This is a genomic window from Streptococcus sp. KHUD_015, from assembly GCF_051106265.1.
Taxonomy (GTDB): Bacteria; Bacillota; Bacilli; order Lactobacillales; family Streptococcaceae; genus Streptococcus.
In genome coordinates this window covers 1435540-1456054 of record NZ_CP193665.1, presented here as the reverse complement: position 1 = coordinate 1456054, position 20515 = coordinate 1435540, and the positions used below count along the sequence as shown (strand labels likewise).

Genomic DNA, 20515 nt, shown 5'->3' with positions numbered 1-20515 from the left:
ATGAACTGTTCATTGTTAAGTAGACAATGAATAGAAAAGATTAAACAACGGCTTTGTTCCTCGTTTTAAGAGGTACAAGGCCGTTGTTGTGTTTTTGGAAAGTAGATGCTAATCTTTGTACTAAGAAGCTCTCAATTGGATACGCTATTAATTGGGATATGGAGTGAGTCATTTGTTACCATTAAATTTTTTAGGTGATTATTTTTTACTATTAAAAATGACGATGAATTATCTGATACGGTAGGTGGTTACAGATTTATTTTAAAGCTAGAGAGTTTGTTGTATTCAAAATATAACATAATAACATTTTATGTATAGTTAAACAATTTATCCTTTATTCTATGGAATAAAACAGTTTTATCTTGTGTAAATATATTAAAAATGGTATAATCGAGCTGTGATAGCTGTGATGTGTAAACATGCTCATCATAGTAGGCTTCATGGGTGCGTTACTATAAGAAGTGTAGCCATGAAGAATACTTTTAATTTGATTTTGTGTTTTAACATAAGGAGGAACAATGGAAAATAAATCAAATTCGCTCAATAGAATAAAGCGCCAGCAACGTGAAAAAGTTTTGCGCTTTTCTATTCGTAAATATAGTTTCGGTGCCGCTTCAGTTGCTGTTGCAGCGCTGATGTTTTTGGGTGCCCGCGTTGCGAGTGCGGATAGTCTAGTTGACAAGACTTCACAACTTAATGCGGGTGTAGTGAACCCTAAAGATAAGGTCGATTCGCCTGTGGATGTTGCAGAATCTACTGAAAACAAAGTAGATGCAGAAAATCAAGCGCTTACAAATGCTGCACCTAGCGCGTCTACAGTTGATAAAGCCAAGTTGAAAAAAGTAGTTGAAGAATTAAATGCTCTTCTTTCAACTAAATTAAACCTTGACGAGTCAGTAGTATCGCCTGTTAAAGACAGACTTCAAAAAGGGAAAGAAGCCCTAGAAAGTTCTGAGCTAGCTCAAAAGGATATCGATGAACTTGTAGAACTCTTGTCTAAAGATGTGACAGTCGTATCAGCTGCTAAGGAAACAACTGAGGCTCAAGTAGATAAAAAAGTTGAGGCTCAAGTTGACAATACTGAGAAGCCGGCTGCCAATCTAGCCAACCAATCTTCTCCTGAAGTAAGCGCAAGCGAAGAAGGTCAAACTGTATCAGCTAAAAAAGATGCTTTGAAAGTATCTGTAGATCAATTGCAGGCAGCTGTTTTGGAAGTGCCTGAACATGAGACTAGCAAAGAAGTTCTTGAAAAAGCCAATGAACTATTGGGCTTGGCTCAAGTTGTTCTTGAAAATACAACAGTTTCTCTGAACGATGTTGAAGATATGACAAAACGTGTGAAGAGAATGTTTAACTCTGTTAAAAACGCTACAACACGTTTGAATTCAGGTGCTCGTGACTCTCGTAATGGCAAGAGCATGGCTCAAGGTACAAACTTCAGAGCAAATGGTCAGATTAACAAAGGTGCTTTAGCAGATATTAGATATTACGCTTCTGTTGATCCGAATCAGAACGGTGGACGAAAAACAAGGAACGATGAACCTGAGTTAACTAGAAGTAAAACAGATATTAAAGCAACCTATGTGCAAGATAGTGAAGGTAAATGGATTGTTTATGATGTCTTCTTCAATAACGATGGTAACAAGATGACTGGACTTTCTAAACAGCAAGAATACTATTTCCAAGGTCCATTTAATATCATGGATCTTCAATCCAACGGATTATATAAATCTAATACGGTAAAAGACCTATATTTCACACGTTATGCTCCTAAGAATCGAAATAGTGGTAAAAAACTTTCTGATGGATTTGAAGCATTTAATCAATATGGAAACACAGCTTATATCTCGAATTTTGCGGGTCAGAACTATCATATCTTTAATGGTGATAAACAAACAATGTATGACCCATTATCAGGACTGTATCGTGATAACCAGCGAAAGGATGTATTCAAGAACAATGAAACTGATCGAGAGCTAAATAAGCTTCCTAAAAATAAAAACGATAGCTATCCAGGTGCATCATATTATTTAGGACTTAAAGTTGGACAAGACAGCACTGATTATGCCGTGCACATGCATGCTAAGATTAAAATTAGAGATAATGTGACTCCTGAAGAAGCAGCTCAATACGGTCGTGTCTATGCAGCCACAACAACAAAAGGATGGACAACGAATCAGTCTTACATTATGGGGTCATGGGGTGCTCGTTTACAAAATGATCCAGAAGCACCAAAAGACCCAATTCAAGGTTTAACAGTTACAAAAACAGTAGGAGATAACCCAGGAGACAAAATAAACCCTGTATCTGAAGGTTATGTTAGACATAAAAATGGAAAATCATTCCCTGCAGGTATGAACTGGACTTGGGCAGGTGATAAGTCACCAAACACAGATGTAGCCGGAGTATTCAAGTATAAATCTATTGCAACTTATAAAGATGGTTCGACTTCAGAAGATAAAGGTTCTGGTTCAGATGGAACAGTTACATTAAACGTTAAACCTAAGAAACCAGCTATTACAACAAATCTTGACCATAAAAAAGGCTTACCAGGTCAACAAATTACTGTAAATGTCCAAAACGGAGTGCCAAACGGTTCGAAAGTTAACCTTTATGATGGTAATAGACTTATCGGAACTGGAACAACTAGTGGAGGGACTGCGACAGTTACAGTTACAGAAGCTTTACCAGGAAATCCTATTAAGGCTGAAACAGTAGTTACTAATGCTAATGGAACAGTAACTTCTGATAAAAGTAACCCTGTTACTCCAACCCCTAAACCAGATACACAGCCACCTAAATTGGATGTTACACCACTAGAACAAGTTGTAAAAGTTGGTGAGAAAATCTCATTTAATGTAGATGGACGAGATGATACTAAGGTAAATTTAGATTTTTCAGATATATTTACAAAATATCCTAATCATCTATTTACGCAACAAACGAACTATTCAGTAAATACTGATAAACAAAAGACACTATCTATTGACCTTGGAGCGGCAAAAGAATCTGATATTGGAGAAAAAACAATTACCTTTAAGGCAACTGATGACGCTAATCACGAAATTGTTAAGACAGTAAAAGTAAAAGTTATACCAGCTACGAAAGAAAATGAAAAACATAATCCAACAGCTGAAACTGTTGTAGTTGGAATCAAACAAGAATTAACAGATGAAGCAATTAAAGCAAAAGTTAAAAATTATCCAAGTAATGCGACCTTAACTGTTAAACAAAAACCTGATACAGATACAACAGGTAACAAAACAGCTACAGTTATTGTGACTTACTCTGATAAATCAACAGATGAAGTAACAGTTCCAGTAGTGGTTCGTGATACAACTCCACCAAAAATTTACTGGGCTAAAGACGATGGTAGCAAAGTGGAGTTAGGAAAAACTCATGCAGAAGGACAAAATATAGTTATTCCACTATACCGTGGTGATGAAGTAAATACACGTCTTATCACTACAGATGATAGTGGAAAAGTGACGAACTTCAAAATGGAAAACCTACAAAGTGGCTTTAACTTTACCCCTGTCAGCGGTACGGCAACAGAAGGTTCGCCATTAGGACAAAATGTAACAGGAAAAGTAGGTTTAGGAGTTGCAAAAGGTAAGTATACTGCGCGTGCAATTTCAACTGATGGTACAAATTCAACAACAGGGCATTTTGTATTTGAAGTACATGAACAGGCAGAAAAGTATACTCCAGCAGCAAATACGCTGATTGTACCATTTAATCATAAGATCACAGATGATGAGGTTAAAGGAAAAGTCATTGCTAAACCTGGTACACCAGCCTTCCCAAATGGAACCGTCTTTGAAGTAGTTTCAAAACCTGAAACGAATACTACAGGAACAGATAAAAAAGCAGTCGTAAAAATCACATATCCAGATAAATCAACTGAGAATATTGATGTCCCTGTCCATGTAGGGAAAGACTTAGCTAGTCAGCATCCACTGGAAGGTCAGACAGTAACTGTTACAGTTGGAGATTCACTAAAAACATGGAGAGGGCGTGTAGATTCTAACCAATACACAAATGCACCAAAAGGACGTGGAAATGGTGTAGAATGGGGTTGGAAAGGGACAACACCGAAAGTTGTTCAAGATACAGCAGGTGTCTTTAAATACACAGCAACAGCAACTCATACAGATAAATCAGTAGCAGAATCTAATCCACAAGTAACCGTTATCGTTAAACCAAAAGCTCCAACGATTGAAACGGATTTAACTGGTAAGGCAGAATTACCTAACACAGCAGTCGTTGTAAATGTTCATGAAGGTGTAAAAAATGGCTCTATTGTAACACTTTATTCTCAGGATGGACGTGCAATTGGTACAGGTACTGTGGCTAATGGAAAAGCGACAATTACAGGAACAATTCCAAAAGGAAATATTACAGCTAAAACAACTGTTCAAACACCAGGTGAACAAGATGTCACATCTGATCCTAGTCAAGAGAAAGTAGCGACAACTAATAAAGCAGCTCTTTATCCTATTAAAGGTAAAACAGCGACAGTTACAGTTGGAGATTCGCTAAGACAATGGAATGGGCGTGTGGACGCTAACCAATATACAGATGCAGGACCTAATGGTAAAGGAATTGGAGTTGAGTGGGGCTGGGAAGGAACAGCACCTAAGATACTTCAAGATACAGCAGGTGTCTTTAAGTACACAGCAACAGCAACTCATACAGATAAAACAGTAGCCAAATCTGATCCAAAAGTAACGATTGTTGTTAAGCCAAAACAACCGACAATTGAAACAGATTTAACAGGTAAGTCTAATCAAGAAAACGTTCCAGTAACTGTTTCTGTTGGAGGGGGAGTTAAAGATGGTTCAACCGTGACTCTTTATGGTCCAGATGGAACAACTGTTATTGGTACAGGAACTGTAACAAACGGAAAAGCAACTGCAATCATCACAGGTAAGGTTCCAGTAGGAAATATTACAGCTAAAACAACTGTTCAAACACCAGGACAAGATGATGTTGTGTCAGAACCAAGCCCAATTAAGGAAGCAACAAATATTGCTCCAACAGCCAAAACTCAAACAGTAGGGCTTAAAGAGAAACCGAATGCTAAGAACAGTATTGGTAATAATGGAGACCTTCCAAATGGTACAAATTACACATGGAAGACTACACCAGACACTTCTACACCAGGTGACAAGCCAGGTGTCGTAACTGTTACCTATCCAGATGGTTCGACAATCGATGTCCCAGTAACAGTTAAGGTGACTCAAGTATCTGACGATTACGCACCGAAATACGAAGATGGAAATGGAAAACCAGGATCATCAGTAGACATCCCAGTAAGTGAAGCGAATGGTAAGAAAATTCCAGATGGAACAACATTCGAAAGTGGAACACCAGGAATCACAGTAGATAAAGATGGAAAAGTAACAGTAACAATTCCAAAAGATAAGAACCCAGGTGAAGAAGTAACAGGAAAAGTTCTAGTAAGATACCCAGATGGATCAGAAGAAGAAGTACCTGTAAAAGTAACAGTAACTAACCGTGATAAAGATGATTACACACCGAAGTACAATGATGGAAGTGGAAAACCAGGATCATCAGTAGACATCCCAGTAAGTGAAGCGAATGGTAAGAAAATTCCAGATGGAACAACATTCGAAAGTGGAACACCAGGAATCACAGTAGATAAAGATGGAAAAGTAACAGTAACAATTCCAAAAGATAAGAACCCAGGTGAAGAAGTAACAGGAAAAGTTCTAGTAAGATACCCAGATGGATCAGAAGAAGAAGTACCTGTAAAAGTAACAGTAACTAACCGTGATAAAGATGATTACACACCGAAGTACAATGATGGAAGTGGAAAACCAGGATCATCAGTAGACATCCCAGTAAGTGAAGCGAATGGTAAGAAAATTCCAGATGGAACAACATTCGAAAGTGGAACACCAGGAATCACAGTAGATAAAGATGGAAAAGTAACAGTAACAATTCCAAAAGATAAGAACCCAGGTGAAGAAGTAACAGGAAAAGTTCTAGTAAGATACCCAGATGGATCAGAAGAAGAAGTACCTGTAAAAGTAACAGTAACTAACCGTGATAAAGATGATTACACACCGAAGTACAATGATGGAAGTGGAAAACCAGGATCATCAGTAGACATCCCAGTAAGTGAAGCGAATGGTAAGAAAATTCCAGATGGAACAACATTCGAAAGTGGAACACCAGGAATCACAGTAGATAAAGATGGAAAAGTAACAGTAACAATTCCAAAAGATAAGAACCCAGGTGAAGAAGTAACAGGAAAAGTTCTAGTAAGATACCCAGATGGATCAGAAGAAGAAGTACCTGTAAAAGTAACAGTAACTAACCAAGATAAAGATGTTTACACACCGAAATACGAAGATGGAAATGGAAAACCAGGATCATCAGTAGACATCCCAGTAAGTGAAGCGAATGGTAAGAAAATTCCAGATGGAACAACATTCGAAAGTGGAACACCAGGAATCACAGTAGATAAAGATGGAAAAGTAACAGTAACAATTCCAAAAGATAAAAACCCAGGTGAAGAAGTAACAGGAAAAGTTCTAGTAAGATACCCAGATGGATCAGAAGAAGAAGTACCTGTAAAAGTAACAGTAACTAACCGTGATAAAGATGATTACACACCGAAGTACAATGATGGAAGTGGTAAACCAGGATCATCAGTAGATATCCCAGTAAGTGAAGCGAATGGTAAGAAAATTCCAGATGGAACAACATTCGAAAGTGGAACACCAGGAATCACAGTAGATAAAGATGGAAAAGTAACAGTAACAATTCCAAAAGATAAGAACCCAGGTGAAGAAGTAACAGGAAAAGTTCTAGTAAGATACCCAGATGGATCAGAAGAAGAAGTACCTGTAAAAGTAACAGTAACTAACCGTGATAAAGATGATTACACACCGAAGTACAATGATGGAAGTGGAAAACCAGGATCATCAGTAGACATCCCAGTAAGTGAAGCGAATGGTAAGAAAATTCCAGATGGAACAACATTCGAAAGTGGAACACCAGGAATCACAGTAGATAAAGATGGAAAAGTAACAGTAACAATTCCAAAAGATAAGAACCCAGGTGAAGAAGTAACAGGAAAAGTTCTAGTAAGATACCCAGATGGATCAGAAGAAGAAGTACCTGTAAAAGTAACAGTAACTAACCAAGATAAAGATGTTTACACACCGAAATACGAAGATGGAAATGGAAAACCAGGATCATCAGTAGACATCCCAGTAAGTGAAGCGAATGGTAAGAAAATTCCAGATGGAACAACATTCGAAAGTGGAACACCAGGAATCACAGTAGATAAAGATGGAAAAGTAACAGTAACAATTCCAAAAGATAAAAACCCAGGTGAAGAAGTAACAGGAAAAGTTCTAGTAAGATACCCAGATGGATCAGAAGAAGAAGTACCTGTAAAAGTAACAGTAACTAACCGTGATAAAGATGATTACACACCGAAGTACAATGATGGAAGTGGTAAACCAGGATCATCAGTAGATATCCCAGTAAGTGAAGCGAATGGTAAGAAAATTCCAGATGGAACAACATTCGAAAGTGGAACACCAGGAATCACAGTAGATAAAGATGGAAAAGTAACAGTAACAATTCCAAAAGATAAGAACCCAGGTGAAGAAGTAACAGGAAAAGTTCTAGTAAGATACCCAGATGGATCAGAAGAAGAAGTACCTGTAAAAGTAACAGTAACTAACCGTGATAAAGATGATTACACACCGAAGTACAATGATGGAAGTGGAAAACCAGGATCATCAGTAGACATCCCAGTAAGTGAAGCGAATGGTAAGAAAATTCCAGATGGAACAACATTCGAAAGTGGAACACCAGGAATCACAGTAGATAAAGATGGAAAAGTAACAGTAACAATTCCAAAAGATAAGAACCCAGGTGAAGAAGTAACAGGAAAAGTTCTAGTAAGATACCCAGATGGATCAGAAGAAGAAGTACCTGTAAAAGTAACAGTAACTAACCGTGATAAAGATGATTACACACCGAAGTACAATGATGGAAGTGGAAAACCAGGATCATCAGTAGACATCCCAGTAAGTGAAGCGAATGGTAAGAAAATTCCAGATGGAACAACATTCGAAAGTGGAACACCAGGAATCACAGTAGATAAAGATGGAAAAGTAACAGTAACAATTCCAAAAGATAAGAACCCAGGTGAAGAAGTAACAGGAAAAGTTCTAGTAAGATACCCAGATGGATCAGAAGAAGAAGTACCTGTAAAAGTAACAGTAACTAACCAAGATAAAGATGTTTACACACCGAAATACGAAGATGGAAATGGAAAACCAGGATCATCAGTAGACATCCCAGTAAGTGAAGCGAATGGTAAGAAAATTCCAGATGGAACAACATTCGAAAGTGGAACACCAGGAATCACAGTAGATAAAGATGGAAAAGTAACAGTAACAATTCCAAAAGATAAAAACCCAGGTGAAGAAGTAACAGGAAAAGTTCTAGTAAGATACCCAGATGGATCAGAAGAAGAAGTACCTGTAAAAGTAACAGTAACTAACCGTGATAAAGATGATTACACACCGAAGTACAATGATGGAAGTGGTAAACCAGGATCATCAGTAGATATCCCAGTAAGTGAAGCGAATGGTAAGAAAATTCCAGATGGAACAACATTCGAAAGTGGAACACCAGGAATCACAGTAGATAAAGATGGAAAAGTAACAGTAACAATTCCAAAAGATAAGAACCCAGGTGAAGAAGTAACAGGAAAAGTTCTAGTAAGATACCCAGATGGATCAGAAGAAGAAGTACCTGTAAAAGTAACAGTAACACCACCAGAAAAACTTACACCGACACTAGATGTTGAACAAGATCCTAAGACAGGTGACGTTATAGTAACACCGAAGAAACCAGATGGATCAGGATTCAAACCAGGAACTAAGGTAGAAATTCCAAGTAAAGATAAAGATGGTAACCCAACAACAATCACAGTAACAATCGGTGAAGATGGTAAAGGTAAAGTACCAAACAGTGAATTACCAGAAGGTAAAGTTCCAGGTACAGCTAAGATTACTGAACCAGGTCAACCAACAGTTGAAGTTCCAGTAGAAACACCAGCTAAGGTAACACCAGAAACACCAACAACTGAAAAACCAGTTGCGATTGAAATCACACGCAAACCAAATGGTGATGCGATTGTAACGCCTAAGAAACCAGATGGAAAACCATACCCATCAGGCAGCAAGGTAGTGATTCCAGGTGAAAACAACACACCAATCGAAGTTACAATTGGCGACAATGGTTCAGGTGAAGTACCAAATGACAAACTTCCTAAGAAAGATGTCCCAGGTACAGGAACAGTAACAGAACCTAACAAGAAACCATCACAACCAGTGGATGTAACAACACCAGCTCGTAAGACACCAACAGTAGATGTTGAACAAGATCCTAAGACAGGTGACGTTACAGTAACACCGAAGAAACCAGATGGTTCAACATACCCACCAGGAACTAAGGTAGAAATCCCAGGTAAAGATGGCAAGCCAATCACAGTTACAATTGGTGAAGACGGTAAAGGTAAAGTACCAAACAGTGAATTACCAGAAGGTAAAGTTCCAGGTACAGCTAAGATTACTGAACCAGGTCAACCAACAGTTGAAGTTCCAGTAGAAACACCAGCTAAGGTCACACCAGAAACACCAACAACTGAAACACCAAGTGAGATTGAAATCACACGCAAACCAAATGGTGATGCGATTGTAACGCCTAAGAAACCAGATGGAAAACCATACCCATCAGGCAGCAAGGTAGTGATTCCAGGTGAAAACAACACACCAATCGAAGTTACAATTGGCGACAATGGTTCAGGTGAAGTACCAAATGACAAACTTCCTAAGAAAGATGTCCCAGGTACAGGAACAGTAACAGAACCTAACAAGAAACCATCACAACCAGTGGATGTAACAACACCAGCTCGTAAGACACCAACAGTAGATGTTGAACAAGATCCTAAGACAGGTGACGTTACAGTAACACCGAAGAAACCAGATGGTTCAACATACCCACCAGGAACTAAGGTAGAAATCCCAGGTAAAGATGGCAAGCCAATCACAGTTACAATTGGTGAAGACGGTAAAGGTAAAGTACCAAACAGTGAATTACCAGAAGGTAAAGTTCCAGGTACAGCTAAGATTACTGAACCAGGTCAACCAACAGTTGAAGTTCCAGTAGAAACACCAGCTAAGGTCACACCAGAAACACCAACAACTGAAACACCAAGTGAGATTGAAATCACACGCAAACCAAATGGTGATGCGATTGTAACGCCTAAGAAACCAGATGGAAAACCATACCCATCAGGCAGCAAGGTAGTGATTCCAGGTGAAAACAACACACCAATCGAAGTTACAATTGGCGACAATGGTTCAGGTGAAGTACCAAATGACAAACTTCCTAAGAAAGATGTCCCAGGTACAGGAACAGTAACAGAACCTAACAAGAAACCATCACAACCAGTGGATGTAACAACACCAGCTCGTAAGACACCAACAGTAGATGTTGAACAAGATCCTAAGACAGGTGACGTTACAGTAACACCGAAGAAACCAGATGGTTCAACATACCCACCAGGAACTAAGGTAGAAATCCCAGGTAAAGATGGCAAGCCAATCACAGTTACAATTGGTGAAGACGGTAAAGGTAAAGTACCAAACAGTGAATTACCAGAAGGTAAAGTTCCAGGTACAGCTAAGATTACTGAACCAGGTCAACCAACAGTTGAAGTTCCAGTAGAAACACCAGCTAAGGTCACACCAGAAACACCAACAACTGAAACACCAAGTGAGATTGAAATCACACGCAAACCAAATGGTGATGCGATTGTAACGCCTAAGAAACCAGATGGAAAACCATACCCATCAGGCAGCAAGGTAGTGATTCCAGGTGAAAACAACACACCAATCGAAGTTACAATTGGCGACAATGGTTCAGGTGAAGTACCAAATGACAAACTTCCTAAGAAAGATGTCCCAGGTACAGGAACAGTAACAGAACCTAACAAGAAACCATCACAACCAGTGGATGTAACAACACCAGCTCGTAAGACACCAACAGTAGATGTTGAACAAGATCCTAAGACAGGTGACGTTACAGTAACACCGAAGAAACCAGATGGTTCAACATACCCACCAGGAACTAAGGTAGAAATCCCAGGTAAAGATGGCAAGCCAATCACAGTTACAATTGGTGAAGACGGTAAAGGTAAAGTACCAAACAGTGAATTACCAGAAGGTAAAGTTCCAGGTACAGCTAAGATTACTGAACCAGGTCAACCAACAGTTGAAGTTCCAGTAGAAACACCAGCTAAGGTCACACCAGAAACACCAACAACTGAAACACCAAGTGAGATTGAAATCACACGCAAACCAAATGGTGATGCGATTGTAACGCCTAAGAAACCAGATGGAAAACCATACCCATCAGGCAGCAAGGTAGTGATTCCAGGTGAAAACAACACACCAATCGAAGTTACAATTGGCGACAATGGTTCAGGTGAAGTACCAAATGACAAACTTCCTAAGAAAGATGTCCCAGGTACAGGAACAGTAACAGAACCTAACAAGAAACCATCACAACCAGTGGATGTAACAACACCAGCTCGTAAGACACCAACAGTAGATGTTGAACAAGATCCTAAGACAGGTGACGTTACAGTAACACCGAAGAAACCAGATGGTTCAACATACCCACCAGGAACTAAGGTAGAAATCCCAGGTAAAGATGGCAAGCCAATCACAGTTACAATTGGTGAAGACGGTAAAGGTAAAGTACCAAACAGTGAATTACCAGAAGGTAAAGTTCCAGGTACAGCTAAGATTACTGAACCAGGTCAACCAACAGTTGAAGTTCCAGTAGAAACACCAGCTAAGGTCACACCAGAAACACCAACAACTGAAACACCAAGTGAGATTGAAATCACACGCAAACCAAATGGTGATGCGATTGTAACGCCTAAGAAACCAGATGGAAAACCATACCCATCAGGCAGCAAGGTAGTGATTCCAGGTGAAAACAACACACCAATCGAAGTTACAATTGGCGACAATGGTTCAGGTGAAGTACCAAATGACAAACTTCCTAAGAAAGATGTCCCAGGTACAGGAACAGTAACAGAACCTAACAAGAAACCATCACAACCAGTGGATGTAACAACACCAGCTCGTAAGACACCAACAGTAGATGTTGAACAAGATCCTAAGACAGGTGACGTTACAGTAACACCGAAGAAACCAGATGGTTCAACATACCCACCAGGAACTAAGGTAGAAATCCCAGGTAAAGATGGCAAGCCAATCACAGTTACAATTGGTGAAGACGGTAAAGGTAAAGTACCAAACAGTGAATTACCAGAAGGTAAAGTTCCAGGTACAGCTAAGATTACTGAACCAGGTCAACCAACAGTTGAAGTTCCAGTAGAAACACCAGCTAAGGTCACACCAGAAACACCAACAACTGAAACACCAAGTGAGATTGAAATCACACGCAAACCAAATGGTGATGCGATTGTAACGCCTAAGAAACCAGATGGAAAACCATACCCATCAGGCAGCAAGGTAGTGATTCCAGGTGAAAACAACACACCAATCGAAGTTACAATTGGCGACAATGGTTCAGGTGAAGTACCAAATGACAAACTTCCTAAGAAAGATGTCCCAGGTACAGGAACAGTAACAGAACCTAACAAGAAACCATCACAACCAGTGGATGTAACAACACCAGCTCGTAAGACACCAACAGTAGATGTTGAACAAGATCCTAAGACAGGTGACGTTACAGTAACACCGAAGAAACCAGATGGTTCAACATACCCACCAGGAACTAAGGTAGAAATCCCAGGTAAAGATGGCAAGCCAATCACAGTTACAATTGGTGAAGACGGTAAAGGTAAAGTACCAAACAGTGAATTACCAGAAGGTAAAGTTCCAGGTACAGCTAAGATTACTGAACCAGGTCAACCAACAGTTGAAGTTCCAGTAGAAACACCAGCTAAGGTCACACCAGAAACACCAACAACTGAAACACCAAGTGAGATTGAAATCACACGCAAACCAAATGGTGATGCGATTGTAACGCCTAAGAAACCAGATGGAAAACCATACCCATCAGGCAGCAAGGTAGTGATTCCAGGTGAAAACAACACACCAATCGAAGTTACAATTGGCGACAATGGTTCAGGTGAAGTACCAAATGACAAACTTCCTAAGAAAGATGTCCCAGGTACAGGAACAGTAACAGAACCTAACAAGAAACCATCACAACCAGTGGATGTAACAACACCAGCTCGTAAGACACCAACAGTAGATGTTGAACAAGATCCTAAGACAGGTGACGTTACAGTAACACCGAAGAAACCAGATGGTTCAACATACCCACCAGGAACTAAGGTAGAAATCCCAGGTAAAGATGGCAAGCCAATCACAGTTACAATTGGTGAAGACGGTAAAGGTAAAGTACCAAACAGTGAATTACCAGAAGGTAAAGTTCCAGGTACAGCTAAGATTACTGAACCAGGTCAACCAACAGTTGAAGTTCCAGTAGAAACACCAGCTAAGGTCACACCAGAAACACCAACAGATACAAATCCAGTTGCACCAGTGACACCTGATATGCCAGCTAAACCTGATACTAATGGAGGTTCTGGTCAAGATACACCTGCACCAGCACCAGCTACTCCAACTCCAAATGCAGTTACTCCTAATACAGATCAGGTAGATACTAAGACTACTGTTGATAATGGAGCTAAGTCAAATGATTCTCAAAATGTATTGCCAAATACAGGAACAGAATCAAATGCTGCTCTTGCATCTCTAGGACTTCTTGGGCTATTGAGTGGATTTGGACTTGTAGCTCGAAAGAAAAAAGAAGACTAAAAATTTAGTCAGATGAACATTCATTCTTTTGTGTTTTAACAACGAACTAGATTGATTCTGATAGTTGTTTTATACATAAAATACAAAGAATGATTAGATAAAGAAAGCGAACAATGCTAGGATTTTGTTAAACGGAATTCTAAGTATTGTTCGCTTTTTGTGGTATAATAAGACTATGCAGAACAAACCAACGTCAGCCTATGTGCACATCCCATTTTGTACCCAGATTTGTTATTATTGTGACTTTTCAAAGGTTTTCATCAAAAATCAGCCGGTAGATAGTTATTTGGAACATCTGTTAGAAGAGTTTCAATCTTATGATATTCAAAAGTTGAGAACCCTCTATATTGGTGGTGGCACACCGACAGCTTTGTCGGCTCCGCAACTGGAGGTGTTATTAAATGGCTTGACTAAAAACTTGGACTTGTCTGCCTTGGAGGAGTTGACCATTGAAGCCAATCCAGGAGACTTGGACGCGGATAAGATTGCTGTTTTGAAGAACTCGGCTGTCAATCGTGTTTCACTAGGTGTGCAAACCTTTGATAACAAAATGCTGAAAAAGATTGGGCGCAGTCATTTGGAGAAGGATATTTATGAAAATATCGACCGTCTGAAACTGGCTGGTTTTGACAACATCTCTATTGATTTGATTTATGCGCTACCTGGTCAGACCATGGAGCAAGTCAAGGAAAATGTGGCTAAGGCCATTGGACTGGATATTCCCCATATGAGTTTGTATAGCTTGATTTTAGAAAACCATACGGTCTTTATGAACCGCATGCGACGAGGGAAGTTGCCTTTACCTAAGGAGGAACTGGAAGCGGAGATGTTTGAATATATCATCGCAGAGCTGGAGCGAGCAGGTTTTGAGCATTATGAGATTTCTAATTTCTCCAAGTCTGGTTTTGAAAGTCGCCACAATCTCATGTACTGGGACAATGCTGAATACTATGGCATCGGTGCTGGGGCGTCTGGCTATGTCAATGGTGTTCGCTATAAAAACCATGGTCCCATTCGTCATTATCTGAGTGCGGTTGAGGAAGGCAACGCACGTATTACAGAAGAGCACCTGAGTCAAAAAGAGCAAATGGAAGAAGAAATGTTCTTGGGACTTCGCAAGAAATCAGGGGTCTCGATGGCGCGATTTGAGGAAAAATTTGGCCGATCTTTTGATGGACTATATGGCGAAATCGTCAGAGACTTGGTTCAAAAAGGTCTCATGCAAATAGAGGGTGACCGAGTTCGCATGACAAAGAGAGGTCTCTTTTTGGGAGACACCGTAGCAGAACGATTTATTTTGGAGTAGGATCATGGGCTTAACTTATCAAATGAAAATGAAAATTCCTTTTGATATGGCTGATATGAACGGTCATATTAAACTTCCAGATGTGGTTTTGCTATCCCTACAAGTTTCAGGGATGCAGTCTATTGAACTAGGAGTCGGTGATAAGACTATTTTAGAAAACTATAATTTAGTCTGGATCATTGCAGGCTATGATATTGAGGTGATTCGTTTACCTCGTTTTGGGGAAGAAATTACCATCGAAACAGAGGCTTTGAGCTACAATCGACTTTTTTGCTACCGTCGCTTTACCATTTATGATGAAGCGGGGCAGGAGCTCATTCACATGATGACTACCTTTGTTCTCATGGACCGATACAGTCGAAAAGTCCATGCTGTTGAACCTGAGATTGTGGCTCCTTACCAATCTGAGTTTTCCAAAAAATTGCTTCGAGGACCTAAATATCAAAGTTTGGAAAATCCAATCAGCAAGGATTACCATGTTCGGTTTTACGACTTGGATATGAATGGTCATGTCAATAACAGTAAATACTTGGACTGGATTTTTGAGGTCATGGGAGCAGATTTTTTGACCCACTATATTCCCAAGAAAATCAACCTCAAGTATGTCAAGGAAGTTCGACCAGGTGGGGTGATTACATCGGCTGTTGAGCAGACTGGACTCGAAAGCAAGCATGAGATTACAAGCGACGATGCGACCAATGCTCAAGCCATCATCACTTGGCAAGAAATAAAAGGTTTAGAGGAAAAGTATGAAATATAAAGGCTATTTAATTGATCTAGACGGAACTATTTATAAGGGGAAAGATAGAATTCCAGCAGGAGAGGCTTTTGTTCATGAATTGCAAAAGCGGGATATTCGCTATCTCTTTGTGACCAACAATACAACCCGCACTCCAGAGAGTGTTCAAGAGATGTTGGCTCAGAATTTTAATATTGATACGCCCCTATCGACTGTCTACACAGCGACTTTGGCGACTATCGACTATATGAACGACTTGGGACTGGAAAAGACCGTCTATGTCATCGGAGAAGCAGGGCTCAAGGAAGCCATCAAGGCGGCTGGTTATGTGGAAGACAAGGAAAATCCTGCCTATGTGGTAGTAGGCCTGGACTGGCAAGTCGACTATGAAAAATTTGCCACAGCAACTCTAGCTATCCAAAAGGGAGCTCACTTTATCGGAACCAACCCTGACCTCAACATCCCGACAGAACGCGGTCTTTTGCCTGGTGCTGGTTCACTGATAACTCTGCTTGAAGTGGCAACACGAGTGAAGCCTGTTTATATCGGGAAACCAAATGCTATCATTATGGACAAGGCGGTTGAGCGCTTAGGTTTGCAACGTGAAGAGCTGATCATGGTTGGGGACAATTACCTGACTGATATTAGAGCAGGGATTGACAATGGCATTCCAACGCTCTTGGTGACGACAGGTTTTACCAAGGCAGAAGAAGTAGCAGGCCTGCCAATCGCCCCGACTCATGTGGTTTCTAGTCTTGCGGAGTGGAACTTCGATGAAAACTAAACTGACCTTTTGGAGCTCTATGCTCTTTCTCCTCTCTCTTTCTATCCTTCTGACCATTTATCTGGCTTGGATTTTTTATCCGCTGGAAATTCAGTGGCTGAACTTGACGGATCGAGTTTATCTAAAACCAGAAACCATTCAGTACAACTTTCATATCTTGATGAATTACCTGACTAATCCTTTTAGTCAGGTCCTAGAGATGCCAGATTTTCGTTCGTCAGCAGCTGGGCTACACCATTTTGCAGTGGTCAAGAACCTCTTTCACCTAGTTCAGCTAGTAGCTCTAGTGACACTGCCAAGTTTCTATTTCTTTGTCAAAGGGATTGTGAAAAAGGGCTTTTTATCTTTATTCAGTAAGGGGCTTTTGACTCTAGTAGTCTTGCCTGTGCTGATTGGTCTTGGGGGAGTTTTGATTGGTTTTGACCAATTCTTTACTCTTTTCCATCAAATTCTCTTTGTGGGAGATGATACCTGGCTTTTTGATCCAGCTAAGGATCCAGTGATTCTGATTTTGCCAGAGACCTTCTTCCTTCATGCCTTTCTCCTCTTTTTTACCCTCTATGAAAGCTTCTTTGGCTATCTTTATCTGAAAAGTCGTAGGAAGTGAACCGAAAGCTGTTTTTAATTTGTATATATAAAAAATCATATAATTTAAAACCATCGTTAAGAGTGAATTAACCAAATCCAGAATATATCAATCGTTCGCAAACAGTCTATTTTTCTTGAAAAAATAGGCTTTTTTTCTAAAAATCCCTAGTCAAGCGCTTTATTTTTTTGTATAATAGAAGTAGCAAAGTATAGATAAGAAGAGAAAAGCATGATTACACTATTTCTATCACCGAGCTGTACTTCATGTCGTAAGGCTAAGGCCTGGTTAGAAAAACATAAGGTTCCCTTTGTGGAACACAATATTATGACCAGTCCTTTAACAAGAAAAGAATTGCAACACATCCTTTCCTTGACCGAAAATGGTACTGATGACATCATTTCAACTCGTTCAAAAATTTTTCAAAAATTGGATATTGATGTAGAGAGTATTTCGGTATCGGAATTGCTTCATTTGATTGAGCAGTATCCAAGTCTTTTGCGTCGTCCAATTATTATTGATGCCAAACGCATGCAAATCGGTTTTAATGAAGATGAGATTCGTGCTTTTCTCCCTCGTAGTTACCGTAAGCAAGAACTAAAAGAAGCAAGAATGAGAGCTGGTATTAGTTAATGAACAAACAGTATAGTTACCCACTAGATTTGTCGTGGAGCACTGAAGAACTTGCTTCAGTGCTTTCTTTTTTTAATGATGTTGAAGCTGCCTATGAAGGCAAGGTAGAGGCTAAAAAGTTACTGGACTCCTATAAGGGATTCAAGGCGGTTGTGCCAAGCAAGAGCGAAGAGAAACGTTTGGGACGAGAATTTGAAACAGTTAGTGGCTATTCGCTTTACCGAGCAGTTCAGGCTGCCAAGGAAAAAGGGGAAGGAAAGATTTCTCTTGGAAAGTAAATTTGAATTTGCCAAAGAGCTTATTAAGAAGGCGGGCCAGTACATCCTTGATCATATGCAGGAAGACTTGCGTGTTGAGACCAAGTCCTCTCCAACAGACTTGGTGACCAGACTGGACAAGGAAGTTCAGGAACTATTGGTGGGTGAGATTTTGTCCCGTTATCCTGAGGATAAGATTTGTGCTGAAGAAGGTTGTCTACGAGCCTCGGTTCAAGAGGGCAAGGTTTGGGTCATTGATCCGATTGATGGGACCAATAACTTTGTCGCCCAGCAGGAAGATTTTGCTGTCATGATGGCTTATTTTGAAAATGGTCAGGGGCAGTTTGGTCTGATTTATGATGTGGTCAAAGGGGATTGTTATCACGGTGGTGGAGCCTTTCCCGTTTGTCTAAATGATAAGCCCCTAGCTCCCTTTAAAGCAAAACCACTTGGAGATTTTCTCATTGCAGGGAATAGTGGTATGTTGGAAACCAATGAATGGGGGTTGGCTGATTTGAGTCGAGCGGTACTTGGTGTACGTGTCTATGGGAGTGCGGCCATTAGTTTTGCCAAGATTTTGTCAGGGCGTTTGTTGGCCTATGTCACTTATCTGCAACCATGGGATTATGCTGCGGCTAGTATTTTAGGGGAGAGTCTGGGTTATCGAGTTGTGACCCTATCTGGTGAGGCTCCTGATTTTCAGACCAGACAGCCGGTTATGATGCTACCTCTTGAGATGCAGGAGGAAATTCAGTCCTATATTTACGAAAGGAAAAGAACTTAAATGCAATTTCCAGAAGGATTTGTTGAAAAATATGAAGAGATACTAGGAGATGAGGCAAGAGATTTTCTTGCCTCTTTTGAGGAGGAAGCGGTTTCGGCCTTTCGGGTCAATCCTTTAAAAGAAGCGCCAGTTTCCTTTTCTGATTCCATTCCTCAAACTCCTTGGGGACATTATGGGAAGGTTTCAGGGAAATCGTCTGAGCATGCTACTGGTTTGGTTTATTCGCAAGAACCTGCTGCTCAGATGGTTGCTCAAGTAGCCCAGCCCAGTCCTGGAATGAAGGTTTTGGACTTGGCTGCTGCTCCAGGCGGCAAATCAACTCAACTGGCAGCCTATCTAGCAGGCGAAGGACTTCTCGTCTCCAATGAAATTTCAAGCAAACGGGCTAAGATTTTGGTTGAAAACATGGAGCGCTTTGGAGCGATAAATGTTGTGGTTACCAATGAATCTGCTGACCGTTTGGCCAAGGTTTTTAAAGGCTATTTTGACCTCATTGTCCTTGATGCTCCTTGCTCTGGTGAAGGGATGTTTCGTAAGCAACCAGATGCTATGGACTATTGGAGCTTAGATTATCCAAGTCAATGTGCTAGTTTGCAAAGAGAAATTCTAGCAGATGCAGTGACCATGCTAGCTGAAGGTGGTCGTCTGGTTTATTCAACCTGTACCTGGGCACCTGAGGAAAACGAAGAGATTGTCAATTGGTTGCTGGAAGAGTATGATTTTGATTTGCTGCCAGTTGAGCATATCAATGGAATGGTAGCTGGAATTGACCTGCCAGAAACGGCTCGGATGTACCCTCATCATTTTAAGGGAGAGGGTCAGTTTGTCGCTCATTTACAATTTAAAGATGAAAATCCAGCCCCTAAATTTAAGACAAGTAAGAGCAATCTCAGCCGAGAACAAGTTGCCTTGTGGCAGGAATTTGCGCAAAAACACTTAAAGGTCAATCTAAGGGGAATCTTGCAGACTTTTGGAGACCAACTCTATCTCTTGCCAGAACTCTTACCAGATTTAGGGAAACTCAAGATTGCTAGGAATGGACTGCATCTGGGCACTTTTAAGAAAAAACGCTTTGAGCCTAGTTTTGCTCTTGGTCTAGCCTTGAAACCGAGTCAGGTCAAGCAGTCGGTTGAAATTGACCAAGATGAGTTTGTAAAGTATGTGGCTGGAGAAACCGTTCAGCTGGCGGAAAGTCTGCCAAATGGTTGGTACCAAGTTTTAGTTCAAGGAAATGGTTTGGGCTTTGCTAAGGTGACTGGAAATGTTTTGAAAAATTATTTTCCTAAAGGCCTCAGATTCAAGTGAAAATGCTAGTCAAAGTAGCTTGTCTATGTTATAGTGGAAGTATGGATTTTTTTCAAATTGTCTTTTATTTTAAGTCAAAATTGGTAGAGAAGGTAACTGAGCAACTTTCTAGTAAAACCAAGCTAGCAACTTCAGTTGGCTCCCCATTTTCAAAAGAAAAACATAAATAAATAGTTGAAAAAATTCACAGCATTCA

The 20515-nt window shown here is 40.2% G+C and carries 9 protein-coding genes; all 9 read left to right on the top strand.

All coding sequences use genetic code 11. The features are described from left to right. Nucleotides 1-518: 518 nt before the first annotated feature. The 9 genes from ACORHU_RS06710 (at nucleotide 519) to ACORHU_RS06670 (ending at nucleotide 20319) form a co-directional block, all read left to right on the top strand. Complete coding sequence (locus ACORHU_RS06710) at nucleotides 519-13925, top strand: YPDG domain-containing protein (protein ID WP_434364009.1); 13407 nt, start codon at nucleotides 519-521, stop codon at nucleotides 13923-13925. Nucleotides 13926-14100: 175 nt separating this feature from the next. Next, nucleotides 14101-15231 carry a radical SAM family heme chaperone HemW gene (gene hemW / locus ACORHU_RS06705; RefSeq protein WP_414339792.1) on the top strand — a complete coding sequence of 377 codons (1131 nt, stop codon included), beginning with the start codon at nucleotides 14101-14103 and terminating at the stop codon, nucleotides 15229-15231. A 4-nt stretch (nucleotides 15232-15235) separates the two neighbouring features. After that, nucleotides 15236-15991: an acyl-ACP thioesterase domain-containing protein gene (locus tag ACORHU_RS06700; RefSeq protein ID WP_414339794.1), complete on the top strand. Its 756-nt coding sequence runs from the start codon at nucleotides 15236-15238 to the stop codon at nucleotides 15989-15991. Next, on the top strand, nucleotides 15981-16754 hold the full coding sequence (locus ACORHU_RS06695; protein ID WP_434364006.1) for a TIGR01457 family HAD-type hydrolase: 774 nt from the start codon (nucleotides 15981-15983) through the stop codon (nucleotides 16752-16754). The genes ACORHU_RS06700 and ACORHU_RS06695 overlap by 11 nt, the downstream gene beginning before the upstream one ends. Then, nucleotides 16744-17361 (top strand): TIGR01906 family membrane protein, encoded by a 618-nt coding sequence (locus ACORHU_RS06690; RefSeq protein WP_434364005.1) that lies wholly within the window; start codon nucleotides 16744-16746, stop codon nucleotides 17359-17361. Before ACORHU_RS06695 ends, ACORHU_RS06690 begins: the two co-directional genes overlap by 11 nt. A gap of 210 nt (nucleotides 17362-17571) precedes the next feature. Beyond that, on the top strand, nucleotides 17572-17973 hold the full coding sequence (locus tag ACORHU_RS06685; RefSeq protein ID WP_000631257.1) for a Spx/MgsR family RNA polymerase-binding regulatory protein: 402 nt from the start codon (nucleotides 17572-17574) through the stop codon (nucleotides 17971-17973). Beyond that, complete coding sequence (locus ACORHU_RS06680; protein WP_001041974.1) at nucleotides 17973-18251, top strand: UPF0223 family protein; 279 nt, start codon at nucleotides 17973-17975, stop codon at nucleotides 18249-18251. The genes ACORHU_RS06685 and ACORHU_RS06680 overlap by 1 nt, the downstream gene beginning before the upstream one ends. Further along, nucleotides 18241-19014 (top strand): inositol monophosphatase family protein, encoded by a 774-nt coding sequence (locus ACORHU_RS06675; RefSeq protein ID WP_094753413.1) that lies wholly within the window; start codon nucleotides 18241-18243, stop codon nucleotides 19012-19014. The genes ACORHU_RS06680 and ACORHU_RS06675 overlap by 11 nt, the downstream gene beginning before the upstream one ends. Then, nucleotides 19015-20319: an RsmF rRNA methyltransferase first C-terminal domain-containing protein gene (locus tag ACORHU_RS06670; protein ID WP_434363994.1), complete on the top strand. Its 1305-nt coding sequence runs from the start codon at nucleotides 19015-19017 to the stop codon at nucleotides 20317-20319. It begins immediately after the preceding gene. Nucleotides 20320-20515 lie beyond the last annotated feature (196 nt).

Coding starts and splice junctions, on each gene's coding strand:
- ACORHU_RS06710 (WP_434364009.1), top strand. CDS start 519: ATGGAAAATAAATCAAATTCGCTCAATAGAATAAAGCGCCAGCAACGT.
- ACORHU_RS06685 (WP_000631257.1), top strand. CDS start 17,572: ATGATTACACTATTTCTATCACCGAGCTGTACTTCATGTCGTAAGGCT.
- ACORHU_RS06670 (WP_434363994.1), top strand. CDS start 19,015: ATGCAATTTCCAGAAGGATTTGTTGAAAAATATGAAGAGATACTAGGA.
- ACORHU_RS06690 (WP_434364005.1), top strand. CDS start 16,744: ATGAAAACTAAACTGACCTTTTGGAGCTCTATGCTCTTTCTCCTCTCT.
- ACORHU_RS06695 (WP_434364006.1), top strand. CDS start 15,981: ATGAAATATAAAGGCTATTTAATTGATCTAGACGGAACTATTTATAAG.
- hemW (WP_414339792.1), top strand. CDS start 14,101: ATGCAGAACAAACCAACGTCAGCCTATGTGCACATCCCATTTTGTACC.
- ACORHU_RS06680 (WP_001041974.1), top strand. CDS start 17,973: ATGAACAAACAGTATAGTTACCCACTAGATTTGTCGTGGAGCACTGAA.
- ACORHU_RS06700 (WP_414339794.1), top strand. CDS start 15,236: ATGGGCTTAACTTATCAAATGAAAATGAAAATTCCTTTTGATATGGCT.